At 69.2% G+C, this 20280-nt stretch carries 17 protein-coding genes; 8 read left to right on the top strand and 9 right to left on the bottom strand.

Annotated elements, in window-relative coordinates; genetic code table 11:
* Positions 1 to 111: 111 nt before the first annotated feature.
* Positions 112 to 735 carry an anticodon-binding protein gene (locus ACTWPT_RS00885; RefSeq protein WP_443175261.1) on the bottom strand — a complete coding sequence of 208 codons (624 nt, stop codon included), beginning with the start codon at positions 733 to 735 and terminating at the stop codon, positions 112 to 114.
* Positions 736 to 745: 10 nt separating this feature from the next.
* A complete protein-coding gene (locus ACTWPT_RS00880; protein ID WP_443175260.1) occupies positions 746 to 2590 on the bottom strand; it encodes a hypothetical protein in 1845 nt (614 codons plus the stop codon).
* A 136-nt stretch (positions 2591 to 2726) separates the two neighbouring features.
* On the opposite strand from ACTWPT_RS00880, the gene ACTWPT_RS00875 reads away from it, so the two are divergent.
* Positions 2727 to 4361 (top strand): asparagine synthetase B family protein, encoded by a 1635-nt coding sequence (locus tag ACTWPT_RS00875; RefSeq protein WP_443175259.1) that lies wholly within the window; start codon positions 2727 to 2729, stop codon positions 4359 to 4361.
* A 282-nt stretch (positions 4362 to 4643) separates the two neighbouring features.
* The gene (treS, locus tag ACTWPT_RS00870) at positions 4644 to 6359 is read left to right on the top strand and encodes a maltose alpha-D-glucosyltransferase (protein ID WP_443175258.1); all 1716 of its coding nucleotides are present in this window, start codon (positions 4644 to 4646) and stop codon (positions 6357 to 6359) included.
* Here the strand turns inward: treS and ACTWPT_RS00865 are convergent.
* The 3 genes from ACTWPT_RS00865 to ACTWPT_RS00855 form a co-directional block, all read right to left on the bottom strand.
* Positions 6346 to 8652, bottom strand: coding sequence for an FtsX-like permease family protein (locus ACTWPT_RS00865; protein WP_443175257.1), 2307 nt, complete (start codon positions 8650 to 8652; stop codon positions 6346 to 6348). The two genes, treS and ACTWPT_RS00865, sit on opposite strands and share 14 nt — an antisense overlap.
* Before the next feature lie 22 nt (positions 8653 to 8674).
* A complete protein-coding gene (locus ACTWPT_RS00860) occupies positions 8675 to 9403 on the bottom strand; it encodes an ABC transporter ATP-binding protein (protein WP_443175256.1) in 729 nt (242 codons plus the stop codon).
* Positions 9404 to 9470: 67 nt separating this feature from the next.
* Entirely contained in the window at positions 9471 to 9977 is a 507-nt protein-coding gene (locus tag ACTWPT_RS00855; RefSeq protein ID WP_443161202.1) for a PadR family transcriptional regulator, read from the bottom strand.
* Between the two features lie 127 nt (positions 9978 to 10104).
* Here ACTWPT_RS00855 and ACTWPT_RS00850 point away from each other — a divergent pair, with 127 nt between their 5' ends.
* The 6 genes from ACTWPT_RS00850 (at position 10105) to ACTWPT_RS00825 (ending at position 17157) form a co-directional block, all read left to right on the top strand.
* The gene (locus ACTWPT_RS00850; RefSeq protein ID WP_443175255.1) at positions 10105 to 11355 is read left to right on the top strand and encodes an ABC transporter substrate-binding protein; all 1251 of its coding nucleotides are present in this window, start codon (positions 10105 to 10107) and stop codon (positions 11353 to 11355) included.
* Positions 11356 to 11362: 7 nt separating this feature from the next.
* On the top strand, positions 11363 to 12685 hold the full coding sequence (locus ACTWPT_RS00845; protein WP_443175254.1) for an ABC transporter substrate-binding protein: 1323 nt from the start codon (positions 11363 to 11365) through the stop codon (positions 12683 to 12685).
* A 12-nt stretch (positions 12686 to 12697) separates the two neighbouring features.
* Positions 12698 to 14074: an ABC transporter permease subunit gene (locus tag ACTWPT_RS00840; RefSeq protein ID WP_443175253.1), complete on the top strand. Its 1377-nt coding sequence runs from the start codon at positions 12698 to 12700 to the stop codon at positions 14072 to 14074.
* Positions 14071 to 14970 carry a carbohydrate ABC transporter permease gene (locus ACTWPT_RS00835; RefSeq protein WP_443161198.1) on the top strand — a complete coding sequence of 300 codons (900 nt, stop codon included), beginning with the start codon at positions 14071 to 14073 and terminating at the stop codon, positions 14968 to 14970. Before ACTWPT_RS00840 ends, ACTWPT_RS00835 begins: the two co-directional genes overlap by 4 nt.
* 65 nt (positions 14971 to 15035) lie before the next feature.
* On the top strand, positions 15036 to 16409 hold the full coding sequence (locus tag ACTWPT_RS00830; protein WP_443175252.1) for a M1 family metallopeptidase: 1374 nt from the start codon (positions 15036 to 15038) through the stop codon (positions 16407 to 16409).
* 70 nt (positions 16410 to 16479) lie between these two features.
* Positions 16480 to 17157: a uracil-DNA glycosylase gene (locus ACTWPT_RS00825; protein WP_443175251.1), complete on the top strand. Its 678-nt coding sequence runs from the start codon at positions 16480 to 16482 to the stop codon at positions 17155 to 17157.
* A gap of 1 nt (position 17158) precedes the next feature.
* On the opposite strand, the gene ACTWPT_RS00820 is transcribed toward ACTWPT_RS00825, so the two are convergent.
* The 4 genes from ACTWPT_RS00820 to ACTWPT_RS00805 all read right to left on the bottom strand — a co-directional run bounded on the left by ACTWPT_RS00820 (position 17159) and on the right by ACTWPT_RS00805 (position 20223).
* Positions 17159 to 18754, bottom strand: a complete 1596-nt coding sequence (locus ACTWPT_RS00820; RefSeq protein WP_443175250.1) for an FAD-dependent monooxygenase — start codon at positions 18752 to 18754, stop codon at positions 17159 to 17161.
* Between the two features lie 131 nt (positions 18755 to 18885).
* Positions 18886 to 19179, bottom strand: coding sequence for an MTH1187 family thiamine-binding protein (locus tag ACTWPT_RS00815; protein WP_443175249.1), 294 nt, complete (start codon positions 19177 to 19179; stop codon positions 18886 to 18888).
* Positions 19180 to 19285: 106 nt separating this feature from the next.
* The gene (locus tag ACTWPT_RS00810) at positions 19286 to 19606 is read right to left on the bottom strand and encodes a hypothetical protein (RefSeq protein ID WP_443175248.1); all 321 of its coding nucleotides are present in this window, start codon (positions 19604 to 19606) and stop codon (positions 19286 to 19288) included.
* 41 nt (positions 19607 to 19647) lie between these two features.
* Positions 19648 to 20223, bottom strand: coding sequence for a hypothetical protein (locus tag ACTWPT_RS00805; protein WP_443175247.1), 576 nt, complete (start codon positions 20221 to 20223; stop codon positions 19648 to 19650).
* Between the last annotated feature and the right edge of the window lie 57 nt (positions 20224 to 20280).

Here is a 20280-nt window from a genome sequence, read left to right as displayed (position 1 = left end):
TCGGAACCGCAACCGCGCCATGACCCGCTGCCCACGTATCGAGACGCGATCAAGCCCCAGAAGAGAGATTTTTACGATTTTTCGCCATTTGGCCGAATATTTTGCAATCCATCACAACCGGTCCGGGCCCATCAACACTCCCCCGACGGCCTCCGCCAGCCGTACCCGAGCCGTGTGCACCGGCGTGACCGGCTCGTCCCCACGAGGCACGGCGGGAGCGTGCTCGTGGGCGTCGTGGAAGGCCAGCGCCAGCCGCAGCAGGTACGTCTCCCACCCCGGTTCCCTGCTGAGCACCCGCCCAGGCAGCTCGGCCAGCACCCGCAGCACCCGCCGATCGTAGGGGTCGTCGAGCACCTCGGGCCGGAACCCGGCCTCCCGCACCCCCAGCTCCCTGGCCCAGCGCCGCACGGCGCGGGCCCGCGCATGCCCGTACCGCACCACGAATCCCGGGTTGTCCCAGGTGCGAGGAAAATCCGGCCACGCCGGCTCGGGGATCTCGACAGGCTCCATCGACTCCAGCAGCTCGCCGGGCACCGCCACGGTGATCCGCAGGAACCCGTCGCCCCGCACCTCAACGCCCGCGACCCCGGCCACCGCTCGCACCCGTTCGGCGAGCGCGTCCGCGGGCGCCCGCTGCCGCAGGGCCGCGGCGGAGACGTACACCGCCTCCCGCTCCCACGAGCCTTCGGGCACGGGCGGCTCCCCCAGCGCGGCGGCGAGCTCCCGTGCGGTCACACCGACGACTCTAGATGAGCGCGTGCGGCTCGGCGGAGCCGTATTCGACCAGGTGGGCGGCGCCCAGGAGCCAGCGGTCCTCGTCGCGTACCCGGACGTAGCCGAACCTGTCCGCGGAGAACACCTTGATCCCGTCCGTACGGCACTGCCGCATGAGGACCTCGTCCCAGCCGTCCGTCAGATCGGCGAACCCGAGTTCCCGCAGCGCGTTGCGGCGGGCCAGGAGAGTCGCGCCGGCGATCTCGGGGAGGTAGGTGTATTCGGCGTCGGGCTGCTTGAGCAGCGTGGCCTGCGGCTTGCGCAGGTGGGCGTAGAACGCGCCCTTGCCGACGATGTCCGCGGTGCTGAAAAGGAAGGCCCGGCGCAGGTCGGACAGGTAGTGCGGGCCGTACACGTCGCGCGGGTCCATGACCGCCACCAGGTCGGCCTCGCACAGGTCGAGCCCGGCATTGAGCATCGCGCCCTCGCTCATGGCCGGATGCGGGCGCCGGTAGATCACATCCAGGTCCGGCAGCACGTCGCGGGCGCGCAGCTCGGCCTCGGGCGGACCGATGACGATCACCTGGGCCACGCCCGTCTGCCTGGCGACCTGCGCCAGACCGTGCTCCATCAGGTACGGGTCCATGATCGGCAACAGCACGGAGGTGTTGAGCGTGGCGCGGGCGCTGGGCAGGCCGACCGCCTCCAGCATCTCGTCGATCCGCTCGGTCATCGTCCCCATCTGGTACGCCCGCCGCAACGCCACGTGCGCCCGCCGCGAGTCCGGCTCGGTGCCGATGGGCGTGCCGCAGGCGGCGATCTCGGCCAGCCGCCACTGCGGAGTGCCCGGCGGGCAGTCCGCCGCGGACGGCCAGCGGTAGGAGGTCAGCACGTCGGGGTAGCTCAGGTGGCCGGGCAGCAGCTGGTCGAGCGTGAGCACCCGGTCGATCCGCCCGCCGGCGAGCGGCAACGGGTTGTGGATCCTGGGCTGGATCCCGAACTGCAGCCGCGGCCAGGCCACCGCCAGGTCGTTCGTGAACCGGTGCTCGAACAGCTGGGCGGTCGCGGCGTACTCGCTCACCTCGCCCTGCGTGTGCCAGAAGACGGTGCGGATGCCGCGCTCGGCGCACCAGGCGAGCAGCGCCTTGATGCCCTCGCCCGGCTCGCCGATGATCTCCTCCGCCCACGGCCCCTGCGTGACCGACTCGACGACGAGCAGGTGGGGCACCTCGAGCGGGAGCACCCGGGCGAAGTCGCGCGGCGTGAAGCCGGTGGTCTGGCGCCACTCGTAGCGCAGGAGCGCCTCGGCGTGCGGGTCGGCGATCACCGCGGCCGTCAGGTGCGGCCGCGTGTTGGGGCCGGTCGGCACCCGGAACGGCTTGAGCTTGAACGAGGCGCCCCCGAGCGTCCTGGTCGAGGTCGTGGCCTGGAACGCGGCCCCGGGGCGCTCGTCGGCCTGTTTGACGGCCGCGGGCGGCTTGCGCTTGGGCGCAATGGGGCGCTTGACCGGCTTGGCGGCGCCCCTCAGGCCCCTGGCGAGCCGCACCGGGTTGCTCTTGCCGCTCTTGATGGCGTCGCCGAGGCGGTTCCAGCGGGCGACCTTGATCGAGGACAGTTTCCAGTTGGCCACCTCGGCCTGGAAACGCTGCTCGGCCAGCTCCTTACGCAGCCTGTCCGCGGCGGCCTGCTCGACCTCGAGCCGCTCCTCGGTCGCGCTCAGCCGCTCGGCCAGCGCCTTGGACTCCTCGACGCTCCGCTCGGCCGCGGCCAGCCGGCCCTGGGCGGCATCCAGCAGCCTGACCAGCTCGGCCGCACGCTCGGCCTGGGCGATGGCATCCCGCAGCGCCCGACGCGTGCTCTCAAGCTCCGTGCTCACCGGTCCTCCTTCGTCGGCCCGGCGACAGCTCGCTGCGTCTGATTGTGCGCTCGCTCCGCTCGCAAACCATGCCTCCGCTCCCTCAGCCCGGCAAAGGATACTCTTTTGGCGAAGCGTCTCGAAGGGATGAGATCCGGTGCAGTTCAACGTGCGACCCTATGTCTGCGGCGCTCTCGGCCGGATCGACACCGCCATACTCGGCAAGCTGACCGCCGCGGGCCCGCGCGTGCGCCCGGCGCTCCAGACGGCCGATGCGGCGTTGTTCAGCTCCACGCCGCTGCCGCCCTACCATCGGGCCGGCGACTCGTACGCGTTCGCGTGGGGCGAGCGCAGGCCGGCCGCGGTCGAGGAGTGGATCGCGGTCGCGGAGACGTACGAGACCCCCGGCCTGATCGGCGACGCCGACAAGGTCACGCTGCACACGGGCGCGCTCGGGCTGGTGGACGTCTACTACGTCCTCCAGGGCGACGCGGTCTACTTCTCGTCGCTGATCCAGCCGCTGCTCAGCCTGGTGCCGATCGCGATCGACTGGGCCGCCTGGGCCTCGATCATCCAGGTGACGTTCCCGCTGGGCGAGGCCACCCCGTACGCCGAGGTCAAGCGGCTGCCCGGGGCGAGCGCGCTGGTGTGGCAGCACGGCCGGGTGGCCACCGAGCGGCGGCTGCCGCGCTGGCTGCGCACGGAGCCGTACGAGTCGTGGATCAGCCCGCGCGAGATCGTCGAGCTGCTGGACCGCGTCTACGCGGAGTACGACGGGCGCAAGCTGCTCGTGCCGGTCAGCGGCGGCTACGACTCCCGGCTGCTGGCGAGCGTGGCCAAGGCCAGGGGCGCGGACGTCGAGTCGTGGACGACGAGCCCGGACGACGGCACCGACACCGACATCGCCTTCGCCAGGGCGATCACCAAGGAGCTCGGCATCCCGCACCGGGTGATCACCCAGGAAGCCGCCGACTACCCGCAGGACGCGATGGAGGTGGCCCGCAGGCTCGAATACCTGACGCCGCACCACGCCTGGTACGCGCCCTTCGCCAAGGAGGTGCACGGCGCGGGCCGGATCCTGGTCGACGGCCTGGCCGGCGGCCCGCTGCTGAAGAACTTCATGGTCAGCGGGGCCGCGCTGGAGGCCAGGACCCAGGCGGAGCGCTCGGCGGCGGTGCTGGGCTCGCTGTCGCTCGGCGCGCCCTCGCAGCCGTTCCTGTCCAAGGCGGCCGCGGAGTGGATGGAGGAGACCGTACGCGAGCAGTTCGCGGCCGCCACCTCCATGCTGCACGGCCACCGGGCCGAGCTGCCGCTGTCGGTGCTGCACACCAGAACCGTGCGGGGCATCGCCCGCTCGGCGGTCAATCTGGTCGGGCCCGAGGCGTCGTTCGCGGCACCGTTCATCCATCCGGACTTCTTCGACGCCGCGCTGTCAGTCGGGGTGGCGCGCAAGGACAAAGGCCGTTTCTACCGTGAGGTGCTGCACGCGGCCAATCCGCGGGTGGCCGCACTGCCGTCCACGAATGTCGTCAAGCAGCCGCTCCAGCGGGTGCCGTTGCGGTCCACTGCGGCGCCGGCCCGAAATTATGCGCACAGCATGCTCGAGACCGTGGTCAACCGGGTTCCCGGGCTGGTGTCGGAGGAGCTGCACGAGTTGATCGCGGGTGGTCCCGACGCGCTGACCAGGTTCAATGGTTGGAATGACCGCTTCTGGGTGCGGGGATTGGTACTCTTCGGACTCTGGCTGAGCGACTTCGAGAACGACCTCACAGATCTGACGACACCGTTCTGAATGAACCGTGGGTAACAGGGCGATTACGTACGGATCTCGCGGGTATTAAACGTCGCACAGCAGAAGCGGGTTCCGGAAAGCCAACGGGCTGGTAGTGTTCGGCCCGTAAGCGCCGCACAAACGGGGCACCGGATCACAAATCCGGTCCCGTTCTAGGGCATGGAGTTCGCAGGGATGACGACTCCAGGCGGCGCGGTCACCAGATAAGAACGCCGGGGCAACCGGTGACTTCGTCCTGCCCACATCTCTTCCTGTGAGCGACATATGATCAACGCATCCCCAATGCCGGAGCCGATCTCCGAGGCGTTCGTCTCGGAAGACCCGGCCTGGTACAAGCGGGCGGTGTTCTACGAGGTTCTCGTCCGGGGGTTCAAGGACTCCAACGGCGACGGCACCGGAGATTTGCGCGGGCTGATCGAAAAGCTCGGCTACCTGGAGTGGCTGGGTGTCGACTGCCTGTGGTTGCTGCCGCTGTACGAGTCACCGCTGCGTGACGGCGGCTACGACATCTCGGACTACATGAAGATCCTTCCGGACTTCGGGGATCTTGGTGATTTCGTCCAGCTGATCGAGAAAGCCCACGAGCGCGGCCTGCGGATCATCACCGACCTCGTGATGAACCACACCAGCGACAGACACCCCTGGTTCCAGGCGTCCCGGCACGACCCCGATGGGCCGTACGGCGACTTCTACGTGTGGTCGGACCACCCAGGCGGCTATCCCGACGCGCCGATCATCTTCATCGGCGCCGAGGAGTCCAACTGGACCTACGACCCGGTGCGCAAGCAGTACTACTGGCACCGTTTCTTCCACCACCAGCCGGACCTGAACTACGACAACCCGGCGGTGCAGGAGGCCATGCTCGAGGTGCTGCGGTTCTGGCTGGACCTGGGCATCGACGGGTTCCGGCTGGACGCGGTTCCCTACCTGTTCGAGCGGGAGGGCACCGCGTGCTCCGGGCTGCCGGAGACGCACTCGTACCTGAAGAAGATCCGCGCCGAGGTGGACCGGCTCTACCCGGACCGGGTGCTGCTGGCCGAGGCCAACGGCTGGCCCGAGGACGTCGTGGAGTACTTCGGCGACCCCACCACGGGCGGCGACGAGTGCCACATGGCCTTCCACTTCCCGCTCATGCCGCGCATCTACATGGCGGTCAAGAAGGAGACCCGCGAGCCGATCTCCGAGATCATGTCGCGGACGCCGAAGCTGCCGGAGCACGCCCAGTGGGGCATCTTCCTGCGCAACCACGACGAGCTCACGCTCGAGACGGTGACCGAGGAAGAGCGCGACTACATGCACAACGAGTACGCCAAGGACCCGCGCATGCGGGCCTACCTGGGCATCCGCCGGCGCCTGGCCCCGCTGCTCGACAACGACAGGGACCGGATCGAGCTGTTCACCGCGCTGCTGCTGTCGCTGCCGGGCTCGCCGATCATCTACTACGGCGACGAGATCGGCATGGGCGACAACATCTGGCTGGAGGACCGGGACGCGGTCCGCACGCCGATGCAGTGGAGCCCCGACCGCAACGCGGGCTTCTCCACGGCCGACCCCGGGCGCCTCTACCTGCCGGCCGTCATGGACCCGATCTACGGCTACCAGGCGGTCAACGTGGAGGCCCAGCAGCGGCACGAGGGCTCCTTGCTCCAGTTCACCCGCAAGATGCTCGAGATCCGGCGCAGGCACTCGGTGTTCGGGGTCGGGGCGTACACGGAAATGTGGTCGTCCAACCCGTCCGTGCTCACGTATGTCCGCGAGGACCGCGACGACGTGATGTTGTGCGTGAACAACCTGTCGAAGTTCCCGCAGCCCGTGGAGCTGGACCTGCGCAGGTTCGAGGGCCTGGTCCCGGTGGAGGCGTGCGGCGGGGTGCCGTTCCCGCCGATCGGCGAGCTGCCCTACCTGCTGACGCTGCCCGGCCACGGCTTCTACTGGTTCGCGCTCAAGCGCTCAGAGTCCATCATGGGGGCCGCTGTGGGGGCCGTCAGCGCGAGGTGACCGGCACCTGGGCACGGGCCGCGCGGCGCGCCGGAATGAGCGCGACCGCGAGGGCCGTGCCCACGGCCGCCACGACAGCGACGGCCAGCGTCAGGGCCGAGGGCGCGCGGCCGATGCCCGCTCCCACACCGCTCGTGTGGCCCTGCAGGTCGATCAGCCCCTTCACCACGGACATGCCCGCCGCGGCGCCCGCGCCGACGCCGAGCACGACCAGCAGGCCCGTGCCCATCACCAGCGTGGCCATGACCTGGCGCGGCGTCAGCCCCATGGCCTTGAGCACGGCCAGGTCGAAGGCGTGGTCGCGCAGGCCGAGCGCGCTGGCGGTGAGCAGGTTGGCCAGGCCGATCAAGGTCAGCACCGCGATCAGCGCCACGATCACCACCCTGATGATCGCCAGCCGGTCGGCCGGGTTGACCGCGGCCTGCACGTCCAGGCTCTCGGCCGACTCGGCCAGCAACCTGCCGCGTACCTCGGTCCGGTCGGCGCCGGGCTTCAGGGCGAGCGCGTAGAACTCGGGCGGCAGCGCGTCCTTGGCCGCCAGGCTGTCGAGCCCCACGGAGAGCACCTCGCCGTCCAGGTCGGGCTCGACGGTCCTGCCGACGATCCTGACGATCAGCGGCGTGCCGCCCACGGTCAGCCGCACCCGGTCGCCGATCTTGACACCCAGCAGGTCGAGCAGGCCCTGCCCGGCCACGGCCTCCCCCTGGCGGCCGTACATGCGGCCCTCGACCACGGGGAACGGGTACGGCGTCGTGGAGCTGCCGATGGCCCGCACCCTGACCGAGCGGGCCTCGCCAGGGGCCAAGGCGTTGACGTCGGCGCCCGGGTAGACCGCGGCCACGTCCCTGTCCTGCTCGGCGAGGCGTTCGGCGTCGGCCGGCTCCAGCTTGCCCGCTCTGACGTACAGGGAGGCGTGCTGGCCCACCTGCTCGGGATGGTCGGCGAAGTCGTCCAGCGTGGCCCAAACGCCCAGTCCGATCGTGGTCATCATCATCGGCACAGCCAGCCCGAAGGCCGTCAGGAACGCCGGCGTCCGCCGGGTGAAGGCGTCCCTGGTGCCGAGGACGAGGGCGGGCGGCAGGCGTACGAGGAGGGCGATCCTGGCCAGCCTGGACAGGTGGCCGCGGGGCGGCGCGGCCGGCGCGGCGGGGATCGGCGGCGTGCGACCGCCGCGCCAGGCGGGCAGGCCCACGGCGGCCAGCACCACCAGCGCCGTGCCACCGATGATGGCCAGCACGGGCACCGGGGCCACTGAGGTCGCGCCCAGAACGAGCGCCATCACGCCCCAGCCGGCCACGGCGCCGAGCGCGAGGCCGAGCAGGCCGAGCGCACCGTGCTCGACCAGCAGCAGCAGCGCGACCTGCCCCCTGGTGAAGCCCATGGACTTGAGCGTGGCCAGGTCGCGTAGCTGGCCGAGCACCCGCCCGCCGGCCGCGTTGGCCAGCGCGAGCGCGGCCGCCACCAGCCCGACCACGCCGAACAGCGCCAGCAGCGTGCCGAGCAGCCGGTTGTCCAGCTCCATGGCGGCTCTGACCTCGCGCCAGGTGTAGACCCGCTGCAGCTCGTCCTCCAGCATGACGACCACCCGCTGGGAGACGACCTGGGTAGCGTCGGGGTCGGCCAGGCGCAGCCCGGTCACCCACTCGCTGCGGCCGAGCATGGGCTCGACCCTGTCGAGCATGGTGGGGAGAACGTAGGCCAGGCCGGGCGTCCACTGCGGGTAGAAGCCTTGCTCGGCGGAGTCGGCGATGCCGCGGACGTAGAGGGTGTGACGCTTGCCGTCGAGCGCGATGACCGTGAAGGGCGCGCCGACCCTGAGCCGCAGCGAGGTCGCGAACGACCGCTCGACGACCACCCCGTCGGGCTGGGCGGCGTCGAGCCACTTGCCCTCGGCCACCAGCGGGTGCGCCACCTGCGGCGGCGTGGCGGGCATCCCGCGCAGCGCGGCCGGCTCCTTCTTGCCGTCCTGTGCCACGGTCACCGGCGCCGACCGGTACGGGCCCGCGGTCTGCGACACACCGTCGATGCCGTTCAGCGCCACCCGCGGGCTGTCCTTGGTGTAGAGCCAGACGTGGGCCCCGTCGGTCTGGGCGAACAGGCTCCGCCACGGGTTCGTGCCGTCCTCGAGCAGGGTCGCCGCGGTGATCAGCGCAGCCACGATCCCGGCCACGGCCAGCACGGTCAGCACCGCCTGGCCCTTCCTGGCCCGCAGGTCGGCCTTGATCCACCGGCTCCCGGCCAGCGCGGCGCTCACAGCCGCCGCCCTGGCGGCCGGCAGTGCGCGTTCGCGCACCACGTGTCCATTGGTCGCTCGCTCACCGGAGGTCGATCACCTCGCCGGCCGTGCCGGTGCGGCGGCGGGCGATGCGGCCGTCGTCGACGATCTCCCCGTCGAACAGCGACACCAGCCGGTCGGCCAGGCTCGCCACCCGGGCGTCGTGCGTGACCATGACGATCGTCTGGCCCTCCTTGTGCACCTCGCTGAGCAGGCGCAGCACGTCGCGCGTGTTGCGGCTGTCGAGGTTGCCGGTCGGCTCGTCGGCCAGCAACAGGCTGGGCTGGTTGGCCAGCGCCCTGGCCAGCGCCACCCGCTGCTGCTCGCCGCCGGACAGCTGGGCGGGCGCGGCGTCGGCGCGGTCGGTGAGGTTGAGCGCGGCGAGCAGGCTCTCCCTGCGCTCGCGGGCGACCTTGGGTGAGGCCCCGGCCAGCAGCGCGGGCAGCTCGACGTTGTCGCCGACGGTCATGTTGGCGACGAGGTTGAAGAACTGGAAGACGAACCCGATCTTCTTGCGCCGCAGCAACGCCCAGGCACTCTCCGAGAGAGTGTCGGCGCGCTTGCCGTCGAGCCAGATCTCGCCGCTGGTCCTGGTGTCGAGCCCGCCCAGCATGTGGACGAGCGTGGACTTGCCCGACCCGGAAGGTCCCATGATCGCGACGAACTCGCCCGGCTCCACCTGCAGGTTCACCCCGCGCACGGCAGGCACGGGCACCGCGCCGTCCTGGTAGATCTTGACCAGATTGACCGCTTTCAAGACGGCATTCATGCGACCTCCTTCGGAGGCCGCATAAATGCCACGGAGCAGTGTTTGATTGGTCGTTCGCTACGCTCACTCATGCCAGATCCTCCTGACACCGCTCCAGCCAGTCAAGGTCGGCCTGCAGGTGCAGCATGGCGCCCTCGATGAGCAGCAGGGCCACCCGGTCCGTCGGTGCCGTGCGGGACAGCAGGTCGTTGAGGTCGCTCATGAGGCCCAGATAGTGGCGGCGCTGCCGGTTGATCAGCGCCATCCGGTCGGCGATGCCGGTGAGCGGGGCGAGCACGAGCTTCATGAAGAACTCGTCACGCACCCTGGGTCCCTCGGTGGGCTCGTCCACCCAGGTGGTGAGCAGGTCGCGGCCCTTGGCGGTCAGGTAGTAGACCTTCTTGTTGGGCCGGTTGGACTGCTCCACGTCCACGGCCCTGACCAGACCGTCCTTCTCCAGCCTGCCGAGCGTCACGTAGATCTGCCCGATGTTCGGCGATGGGTAGGCACTGCCGAAGGTCTGCTCAAGGGCCTGCTTGAGCTCATATCCGTGGGCCGGCTCTTTGGCCAGGAGCGCGAGCAGGTGAAGCCGCACGCCTCACCTCCCGCTGTGTTACGAATGCGTTACGCGGTTATCCGTTGACCTTCACATTACAGGTGTGCATAACATGAATGCATCTACCTAACACGTATGTAACCACTCTGAACACGGAGGAAACAGAGTGCAGCGCTCGCTTTCGCTCATGCTGGCCGTGCTCCTGACGGCCGGCGGCTGCGCGACGGCGGGCGAGGAGGGCGGCGGCGAGACGGATACGGGCGGAACCGGCCCCATCACCTTCGCCACCGGCCGCGACACCACGGCGTACCTGCAACCCCTGCTGGACCGCTGGAACCAGGCCCATCCGGCCGAGAAGGTGACGCTGCTGGAGCTGCCCGAGGCCGCCGACGAGCAACGTGCTCAGATGGTGGCCAACCTCCAGGCCCAGAGCAACCGCTACGACGTGCTGGGGCTCGACGTGGTGTGGACTGCCGAGTTCGCGGAGAACGGCTGGATCATCCCCCTGGAGCGCGGGTTGTTCCCGCTCGACAGGTTCCTGCCGCCAGTCGTGGAGACGGCGATCTACAAGGACAAGCTCTGGGCCGTCCCGTACACCAGCAACGCGGGACTGCTCTACTACCGAACCGACCTGGTCAAGAAGCCGCCACGGACATGGGCGGAGCTCCGCGACCAGTCACGAGAAATTAGAAAGAAGCACGACATCGAAGGCTACGCCGGGCAGTTCCTGGCCTACGAGGGGCTGACCGTGAACTTCTCCGAGGCCGTGCAGTCAGCCGGCGGGCAGATTCTCAGCCGCGACGGCACCGAGGTGACTTTCGACGCGGCCAAGGGCGAGATCGCGCTGGACTTCCTGCTCCAGGGTCTGCGCGAAGGATGGATACCCAAGGCGTCGCTGAACTACAAGGAAGAGGAGTCGCGCCTGGCCTTCCAGGAGGGCGAGCTGGCCTTCGCCCGCAACTGGCCACACGCCTACGGCCCCGCCAAGGCGAAGCTGGGCGACAAGCTGGGCGTGACCCGGCTGCCTGGGCTCAACGGCCCGGGCTCCAGCACGCTGGGCGGCGCCAACCTGGCTATCAGCGCCTTCTCCAAGCACCAGCAGACCGCCCAGGAGTTCATCCGTTACTTCACGAGCCTGGAGAACGAGCGCCGCGTCCTCACCGAGGGGTCCTTCCCTCCCGTGTGGACCGAGCTCTACGACGATCCCGACCTGATCAAACGCTTCCCGTACCTGCCGGTGCTCAAGGAGAGCATCCTCGCCGCCAAGGCACGTCCGGTCAGCGCCAACTACAACCAGTTGAGCCTGGTGATCGCGAGCTCGGTCGCCAAGGCCCTCAGCACCCCCACCCCCGAGTCCGCCGACGACGTCGCGGTCTCCATAAAGTCCGAACTCGAAGAGATCATCAGAACCCAGTGAGGCAACCATGCGAAAAGCCAGAGCAGCAGCAATCCTGGCCGGGCTCGCGCTAGCCGTCGCCGCCTGCGGCAACGCGCCGACGACGACTCAGCCCACCGCGTCGGAGTCCGCGCCCGCGACCGCCGGTGCCAAGACTCTCCAGGGCGTGAAGCTCGAGGTCGCCGCCAAGTGGACCGGCGCCGAGCAGAAGAACTTCGAGCAGGTGCTCAAGGCGTTCTCCGACAAGACCGGCGCCGAGGTCACCTACGCCTCCACCGGCGAGGACACCGGCGCCTTCCTCGGGCCGCGCATCCAGGCCGGCAGCCCGCCGGACGTGGCCATCCTGCCGCAGCCGGGTCTGGTGCAGCAGTACGTCGACCAGAAGGCGCTCAAGCCGCTCACCGACGCGGTCACCACCGAGATCGACACCAACTACACGCCGTACTGGAAGGAGCTCGGCTCGGTCGGCGGCCAGGTCTACGGTGTGCTGATCAAGGCCGCCCACAAGTCGCTGGTCTGGTACCGGTCGCAGGCGTTCGACGACGCCGGCGTGCAACCGGCGACGACCTGGGACGAGCTCGTCAAGAACTCCCAGGCCATCGCCGACTCGGGCACGCCGCCGTTCTCGCTGTGCGGCGCCTCCGGCTGGACGCTGACCGACCTGTTCGAGAACGTCTACCTGTCCACCGCGGGCCCGGAGAACTACGACAAGCTCTCCAAGCACGAGATCCCGTGGACCGACCCGACCGTGACGACCGCGCTGGAGAAGATCCAGCAGATCGTCGGCAAGCAGGAGTTCCTGGTCGACGGCACCTCCGGCACGATGCAGACCGACTTCCCCACCTGCGTGAGCAAGGTCTACAGCAACAAGAAGGCCGCCATGGTGATCGAGGCCGACTTCGTGGCCGTCGAGGCGGTGCAGTCGGGTGCCAAGGTCGGCGACGAGGCGAAGTACTTCCCGTTCCCGAAGGCCGGTGACACCCCTCCGGTCGTGCTCGGCGGCGACGTCGCGGTGGCGATGAAGGACTCGCCCGGCGCCATGGCGCTGCTGCAGTTCCTGGCCTCCAAGGAGGGCGGCGAGATTTGGGCCAAGCTCCCCGGGTACCTGTCGCCCAACAAGAACGTCTCTCCCGACAACTACCCGGACGAGCTGACCAAGCAGCTCGGGCAGACCATCGTCTCGGCCGGCGACGCCGTTCGCTACGACATGTCCGACCTGGCACCCAGCGCGTTCGGCGGCACCGACGGCAAGGGCGAGTGGAAGGTCCTGCAGGACTTCGTCCGCAAGCCGACCGACATCAAGGGCGCCCAGGAAGCGCTCGAAGCCGAGGCCAAGAAGGCCTGGAAGTAAAGAGGTAAGGCCGTGACCGAACGGTTGAACGGCCCGAAGGTCCCGCCCGCGGAAACCGCGGGCGGGACCGCCACCGGACCGGCTGAAACCCCCCAAACGAAACAACGCCTCGGCCCCTCGCCGACGGTCGCGATCGCCTTCCTCCTCCCGGCGGCGCTGCTGCTGGGAATCTGGGTGGTCTACCCGATCGTCTACTCGCTCTTCCGCAGCCTGTTCGACGCGAACGGGACCGGATTCGTCGGACTGGGCAACTACACAACGATCTTCACCGACTCCGCCACGCTCACCACGATCCGCAACAACCTCATCTGGGTCGTCATCGCCCCGATCGTGGTCACCACGCTGGGCCTGATCTTCGCGGTGCTGACCGAGCGCATCAAGTGGGCGACGGCGTTCAAGCTGATCGTGTTCATGCCGATGGCGGTCTCGCTGATGGCCGCCGGCGTGATCTTCCGCCTGGTGTACGAGGAGAACCCGGACAAGGGCCTGGCCAACGCGGTGCTGACGACCGTGCACGACACGTTCTCCTCCTCGCAGGGCTACCCGGAGGCCCGTCCGCGGGAAGGCGACCAGTCCCAGGTCGCCGACCAGAACGGGGCGGTCGTCACCAAGCAGCCGGTCCAGGCCGGCCAACCGGTGCTGATCCCGATCGTGGGCGTCAACCCGCAACTCGTCCCGGCCGGCGCGCAGCCGGCCAAGGCCCCCGCGGCAGGCGACGGGCTGTCGGGGACCGTCTGGCTCGACTTCACGCGCGGCGGCGGCGGCCAGAGCGGCGCGGTGGACCCCTCCGAGAGAGGGCTGCCCGGCATGACCGTCGAGGCGGTCCAGAACGGCCAGGTCGCCGCTACCGCGACGACCACCGACGACGGCTCCTTCCGCTTCGACGGCCTGCCCGCGGGCTCCTACACCGTGCGACTGCCGCAGTCGAACTTCGAGGCCTCCTACGGCGGGCTGACCTGGCTCGGCCCGGCGCTGATCACCCCGGCGATCATCGGCGCGTTCGTGTGGGTGTGGGCCGGGTTCGCCATGGTCCTGCTCGCCGCCGGACTGGCGGCGATCCCGCGGGACGCGCTGGAAGCGGCCCGCATCGACGGTGCCACGGAGTGGCAGGTGTTCCGCAAGATCACGGTGCCCCTGCTCTCGCCGGTGCTCCTCGTCGTCTTCGTCACGATGATCATCAATACCCTGAAGGTGTTCGACCTGGTGTTCATCATCGCGCCGGCCTCGGTCCAGCCGCAGGCGAACGTGGTCGCGCTGGAGATGTGGCGCGTGTCGTTCGGCGGCGGGAACAACCAGGGCCTGGGCAGCGCGCTCGCCATCCTCCTGCTGGTTCTGGTCCTTCCCTTCATGATCATGAACATCCGTCGGTTCAGGAGGGAGAACACATGACAACGGCGACCGCCACCGCGCCGCAGGGGCTGGAGACGGGCGCGCCGCGCAGGGGCGTGCTGGGCAAGATCGTGGACCGTCTCGGCAGCGGCACCGTCCAGATCATCATGGTGCTGCTGGGCCTGTTCTGGCTGGTGCCGACGCTGGGCCTGCTGGTCGTCTCCATGCGCACCACGCAGGTCAACAACGCCGAGGGCTGGTGGACGGTCTTCACCAAGCCGGCCGAGCTGACCATCCAGAACTACCAGAACCTGCTCGGCAGCGGCTTCACGGCGTCCTTCTGGAACACCGTGCTGATCACGGTGCCGACCACGGTCCTGGTGATCGGCATCGCGGCGATGGCCGGATACGCGTTCGCGTGGATGGACTTCCCCGGGCGGGACGCGGCGTTCCTCGTCGTGGTCGGCCTGCTCATCGTGCCCATCCAGATCGCGCTGATCCCCGTCGCCTCCCTCTACGGAAACGCCGGCATCTTCGGCTCGATCCCGGGGGTGGTGCTGTTCCACGTGGCGTTCGGGCTCCCGTTCGCGATCTTCCTGCTGCGCAACTTCTTCGTCGGCATCCCGGCCTCACTGCTGGAGGCGGCGCGCATGGACGGGGCCTCGGAGTGGAAGATCTTCGCCTCGGTGGTGTTCCCGCTGGGCAAGCCGGCGATCGCCTCGCTGGGCATCTTCCAGTTCCTGTGGGTCTGGAACGACATGCTCATCGCGCTGGTCTTCGCCAACACCGACAACCAGCCGATGACCAAGTATCTGCAGTCTCAGATGCGGCAGTTCGGGTCGAACGTGGACATCCTCTCGTCCGGCGCATTCCTGTCGCTGATCATCCCGCTGATCATGTTCTTCGCATTCCAGCGGTACTTCGTCCAGGGCATGATGGCCGGCTCGGTGAAGTGACGGCTTACGGGCGTCTGCACTGCGGGCGCCCGTAACGTCGGTTTTCGTCGCTCCGATGCCTTTCCATGAAGCGTCTTTTCGCTCTCACCGCAGCAGCCTTCATCTCACTCCCTCTCAGCCCTGCGCTGGCGCACGACGGCACCCCGGGTGCGCCGGGCGCGGGCGACCCGTACTTCCCCGGCCAGGGGAACGGCGGCTACGACGCCGGTCATTACAACCTCTCGCTGGACTACGACCCGTCGTCCGGACGCCTCATCGGCGTGACGGGGATCACCGCCCGGGCCACTCAGGCACTGAGCCGCTTCAATCTGGATCTCGTCAGCACCCTGTCGGTGCGGTCGGTGACGGTGGACGGCCGGCCCGCAGCGTTCACGCAGAGCGGCTCCGAGCTGGTGGTCACGCCCGCCAGGAGCCTCCACTCAGGCCGCGACTTCTCCGTCGTCGTCCGGTACGACGGCAGAGCCACGCACGTCATCGACCCCGACGGCTCGCTGGACGGGTGGATCAAGACGAGCGACGGCGTCTACAACGCCAACGAGCCCCAGGGCGCCATGACCTGGTACCCGGGCAACCACCACATGACCGACAAGGCCACCTACCGATTCACCGTGACCGTGCCGAGCACCCGGGTGGCGGTGGCCAACGGCGACCTGGTGGCGAAGTGGTCGAAGGGCGACCGCACCACGTCCGTGTGGGACTCCCGTGAGCCGATGGCCAGCTACCTGGCCACGGTGTCGATCGGCAAGTTCGAGTTCGCGGACGCCAACATCGGCGGTTACCGCGTCACCACCGCCGTGGACCCCAAGCTGGCCGGCGACGCGAAGGGCTTCCCCGAGCGGCACCCGCCGGTGCTCGACTACTTCAGCTCGATCTTCGGCCCGTATCCGTTCTCCTCGACCGGCGGGATCGTCGACCACGCTCCCGAGGTGGGCTACGCGCTGGAGACCCAGACGCGGCCCATCTACCCGCGGGTCCCCAGCGAGTCGCTGCTCGCGCACGAGCTGGCGCACCAGTGGTTCGGCAACTCGGTGACGCCGACGTTGTGGCGCGACATCTGGCTCAACGAGGGCTTCGCGGTCTACGCCGAGTGGCTCTGGCTGGACAAGCTCGGCACCCGTACCGTGCAGGCGTCGTTCGATGCGGCCTACGCACCGGCGGCCGAGGACGAGTTCTGGCAGAGCCCGCCTGCCGACCCGGGCGGCCCGGAGAACCTCTTCCACGACCCCGTCTACGACCGCGGCGCGATGACCCTGCACGCGCTGCGGCGCGAGGTCGGTGACGCGGCGTTCTTCGCGATCCTGCGTGCGTGGGCGAGCGACTACAAGTACGGCAACGCCGACACGGCCGCCTTCATCGCCCTGTCCGAGCGTGTGTCGGGCAAGCAGCTCGACGCGCTCTTCGAGGCGTGGCTGTTCAAGCCGGGCAAGCCGGCGCTGTGATCATTCTGGTACGGCTTGAGACCGACGTTTCGGCCTCAAGCCGTACCAGACCTAGATAAGCTCATCGGCCATGGCCGGTCGTCCACTGAACGAAGTCGTCGAAGCCGGATGGGCCACAGCACTTGAGCCCGTCGCCGAGCAGATCTCCCTGATGGGCGAGTTCCTACGCAAGGAGATCGCCGAAGGCAGGCAATACCTCCCCGCGGGCGGCAACGTCCTGCGTGCGTTCAACCAGCCCTTCGACGAGGTCAAGGTGCTGATCGTGGGCCAGGATCCGTATCCGACGCCCGGCCACCCGGTCGGGCTGTCGTTCTCGGTGGCCCCCGACGTGCGGCCGCTGCCGGGCAGCCTGGTCAACATCTACAAAGAGATGGAGACCGACCTCGGCCTGCCGCGCCCCGCCAACGGCGACCTGACGCCGTGGGCGGAGCAGGGCGTGCTGCTGCTCAACAGGGTGCTCACCGTGATGCCGGGCAAGCCGGCCTCGCACCGGGGCAAGGGTTGGGAGCAGGTCACCGAGCAGGCGATCCGCGCTCTGGTGACGCGGGACCAGCCGATGGTCGCCATCTTGTGGGGCCGCGACGCGCGTAACCTCGCGCCGATGCTCGGCAGCGTGCCGCGCATCGAGTCCGCCCATCCCTCCCCGCTGTCGGCACGCAGCGGTTTCTTCGGCTCGCGCCCGTTCAGCCGGGCCAATGAGCTGCTCGCCCAGCAGGGCGCGGCGCCTGTGGAGTGGAAGCTGCCTTAGGTCAGCGGCTGAGTACGCGTCGCAGGACCCGCTCCAGTGTGGCGAGCGGGTCCGGGTCGGCGTCCGAGGAGCGCCAGGCCACGTAACCGTCAGGCCGGACCAGGACGGCGCCGCCCCCGCTGACGCCGTACCTTTCCCGCCAGCAGCCCTCTGCGTCCATCAGCTCCTCGCCGATCAGCAGGCGCGTGAGCTGCATCCCGAGCCGTTCCTTGATCAGGCGCCCGGCGTCCATCCACGCCTGGCCCCCTTCTTTGTCGGCCAGCAGGACGAAGCCGGAGCCGAACAGGTCGATGGTGGAGATGCGCTGGCCCTCCCAGTCGAGCACCACGTGCGGGGCGCGGCTGCCTGGACGCCCGTTAGGCACGCGGGGATCCTCCAGGATCGAGCCGTCGTCGCCGGGTTCGTCCAGAATTGCCGTGGAGTGGTAGCGGTATCCGATGAGGGCGCCGATCGGGTCCTCCAAGGGCTCCGGGTAGCCGACGCGGGCCGCGGGAGGCATGCGTACGCCGAGGTTGGCGAGCTGGGCGTCGGCCGTCAGCGTGCCGATGGGGCGGCGTTCGGCGTCGTAGGTGTCGAGGAAGCCGGGCCCGGCCTGCCCCGTGAGCACCAGCCAGAGCCGCCAGGCGATGTCGCAGCCGTCCTGGAGCGCCGTGCTGCCGCCCTGCCCACCAGTGGGCGGCATGGTGTGCGCCGCGTCCCCGGCGAAGAACACCCGGCCGGCCCGGTAGGTGTCGGCCAGCACGTGCGCCATGGGGAAGGTCGTCTTGTCCAGGACCCGCACGTCGAGGCCAGGACGGTCGGCGGCGATGCGGATCAGCTCGACGCAGCGCTCCTCCGGGAAGTCGGCCTCGCTCTCGCCCTCCTTGAGGTTGACGCCGAGCACGTGCGCACCCACGCCGGTGCCGGTCACGATCACGCCCGTGAAGACGTCGTTCTGCAGGTACCAGAGGGTGACCTCGCGGTCGCGGACCAGGCCGGACAGGTCGGCGTCGAACATGATCGAGCACATCTGGCCCAGCTCGCCCTTGCCCGAGGCCGGCACGCCCAGAAGTCGCCGCAGCGGGCTCCGGTAGCCGTCGGCGGCCACGACGTAGTCGGCCCGCACCAGACGCTCCTCGCCGGCGGTGCGGATCAGCGCCGTCACCCCGGCCGCGTCCTGCTCCAGAGAGCGCAGCTCTGTGGAGAACCGCAGGTCGGCGCCGAGCTCCTCGGCCCGGTGGCGAAGCACTCGCTCGATCTCGGCCTGGGGCGCGCCGATCATCGCGGCGGGGGTGATGCCGGTCAGGAAGGCCAGTTCCTCGCGCTCGTCGCTCATGATCATGTGCGGGTCCGGGTCGGCCAGGCTCTTGCCGATCGCGATGCGCATGTTGTCGCCGATGCCGGTCCAGATGTCGCTCAAGGCCTCTTCGACGCCGGGCACGGGACGCAGCAACTCGACGGCTCGCGGGCCGACGCCGAACGCCTTGGGCTGGATCGAGGTGCTGGGGTGCCGTTCGACCAGCATGACGGGCACGTCGCGCCAGGCCAGGAGCAGCGCCGCGCTCAGCCCTGCGTACCCGCCGCCGACCACTAGGACCGGCACTCGCTCTTGCTCCATTGCTCTCCACCTCCGGTAACGCGTACTATCGCGTTTGTCGATCGTGGACACGATATGTCGCGTCGATGGAGAGAGTCAAGATATATCTCGAGTTACGTGCTGGTAGCCCCTTTGGGTGGGGCCTATTGGAGTTACTCCGACAAATGGCGTTCCAGGGCCTCGACCTTGGACGTCATGCCGTCCGTGATCCCCGGTCGCACGTCGGCCTTGAGCACCAGGCTCACCCGGGGAGCGACCTCCGCCACCGCTTCCACGGCCCGTTTGACGACGTCCATGACCTCGTCCCACTCGCCCTCGATCGTGGTGAACATCGCGTCCGTCCGGTTCGGCAGGCCACTGGAGCGGACCACCTTGACCGCGCGGGCAACGGGCTCGGCGACGCCCTCGCCGACGCCCAGCGGGGTGATGGAGAATGCGACGATCACTGGGTGTCCCTTGCGGCTAGGGGTGCGGCTGGAAAGGTTTCGATCTTAGCGAGCGACACGCGAAAAGCCACGACGCCTCCGAACGCCGTGGCCACCGCTGTGTCGGTCACACGTGGTCGTGCTCTTCGTCCTCTTCCTCGCTGGGCCCCTCAGACGGTTCCACCCCGAGTACGGCCTCGCGCGGCTCGATCTCGGTGATGTGGTCGACCAAGGCCAGCACATGGTCCGGCTCGATCAGCCACTGCAATGCCGAGGCACCGGTGTCGTCGGCGTTGACGAGCTCGGCCTGCTCCGTACGCTCCTCCTCGGTGAGGTCCGCGTCGGGATGCCGAATCTCGGCCAGCGCCGCCGCCTGCAGCGCGTCGATGTCGAGCACCTCGACGGTCAGCTCGACCGTGAGGCGCAGGAACTTCGGTTCATCACTCATGGCGACGATCGTAGTCGTGTCGCCGTTGCCAAGAGGCCAGCTCAGGACGACCACGCGTGGCGGGTCAGGAACCCGCGCTCGCCGGTGGCGTACTCGTGGAAGGCCTGCCGCACCTCCTCCAGCTCCGGCACCATCGTGCGGATGAGCGTGCCCTCCTTGTACTCCAGCTCGTAGCCCGGCGAGACCTGCAGGAAGTGGCGGCCGAAGTTCACCAGGGCCACGAACGGGTTCTGCGGGGACAACGTGCCCAGCACGTCGTGTACCAAGCCGAGGTCGGGATCGTGCACGATCATCCCGTCTCCGGTGTGCAGTTGCATGCCCTCGTAGACGCCCAGCGGCGCCACGTTGTGCACGAGGTCGCGTTGAGGGTCGTAGCAGACCAGCCCGTGCGCCCGCGCGATCGTGAACACCTGCGCGGACGTCTCGTCCATCGTGTCCAGATCCATCGTCACCAGCACGTGCCCCGGATAGACGGTGACCTCCCCGGGCAACTCCTTGGCGACGCCGGGCACGTCCCCCGCCACCGGCTCGGTCCGCTTGACCGCCAGGTAGGCGGCACGGGCATGGTCCCTGCTGATCGGCACCGGCTCGTCCCAGACCATCAACTCAACGCTCATCGGTCCATCTTGTCGAACCCGCACCGCGAGCGCGCGACACGGGGCCAGGTAAGCAGG

It is taken from the genome of Nonomuraea sp. 3N208, from assembly GCF_052245935.1.
Lineage (GTDB): Bacteria > Actinomycetota > Actinomycetes > Streptosporangiales > Streptosporangiaceae > Nonomuraea.
The sequence above is the reverse complement of the archived record's forward strand: the minus strand, read 5'-3'. Positions and strand labels throughout refer to the sequence as shown.

Bases quoted from the DNA above. Each gene is read 5' to 3' on its own strand.
- treS (WP_443175258.1), top strand. From the start codon at position 4,644: ATGCCGGAGCCGATCTCCGAGGCGTTCGTCTCGGAAGACCCGGCCTGG.
- ACTWPT_RS00860 (WP_443175256.1), bottom strand. From the start codon at position 9,403: ATGAATGCCGTCTTGAAAGCGGTCAATCTGGTCAAGATCTACCAGGAC.
- ACTWPT_RS00845 (WP_443175254.1), top strand. From the start codon at position 11,363: ATGCGAAAAGCCAGAGCAGCAGCAATCCTGGCCGGGCTCGCGCTAGCC.
- ACTWPT_RS00835 (WP_443161198.1), top strand. From the start codon at position 14,071: ATGACAACGGCGACCGCCACCGCGCCGCAGGGGCTGGAGACGGGCGCG.
- ACTWPT_RS00830 (WP_443175252.1), top strand. From the start codon at position 15,036: ATGAAGCGTCTTTTCGCTCTCACCGCAGCAGCCTTCATCTCACTCCCT.
- ACTWPT_RS00825 (WP_443175251.1), top strand. From the start codon at position 16,480: ATGGCCGGTCGTCCACTGAACGAAGTCGTCGAAGCCGGATGGGCCACA.
- ACTWPT_RS00820 (WP_443175250.1), bottom strand. From the start codon at position 18,754: ATGGAGCAAGAGCGAGTGCCGGTCCTAGTGGTCGGCGGCGGGTACGCA.
- ACTWPT_RS00810 (WP_443175248.1), bottom strand. From the start codon at position 19,606: ATGAGTGATGAACCGAAGTTCCTGCGCCTCACGGTCGAGCTGACCGTC.
- ACTWPT_RS00805 (WP_443175247.1), bottom strand. From the start codon at position 20,223: ATGAGCGTTGAGTTGATGGTCTGGGACGAGCCGGTGCCGATCAGCAGG.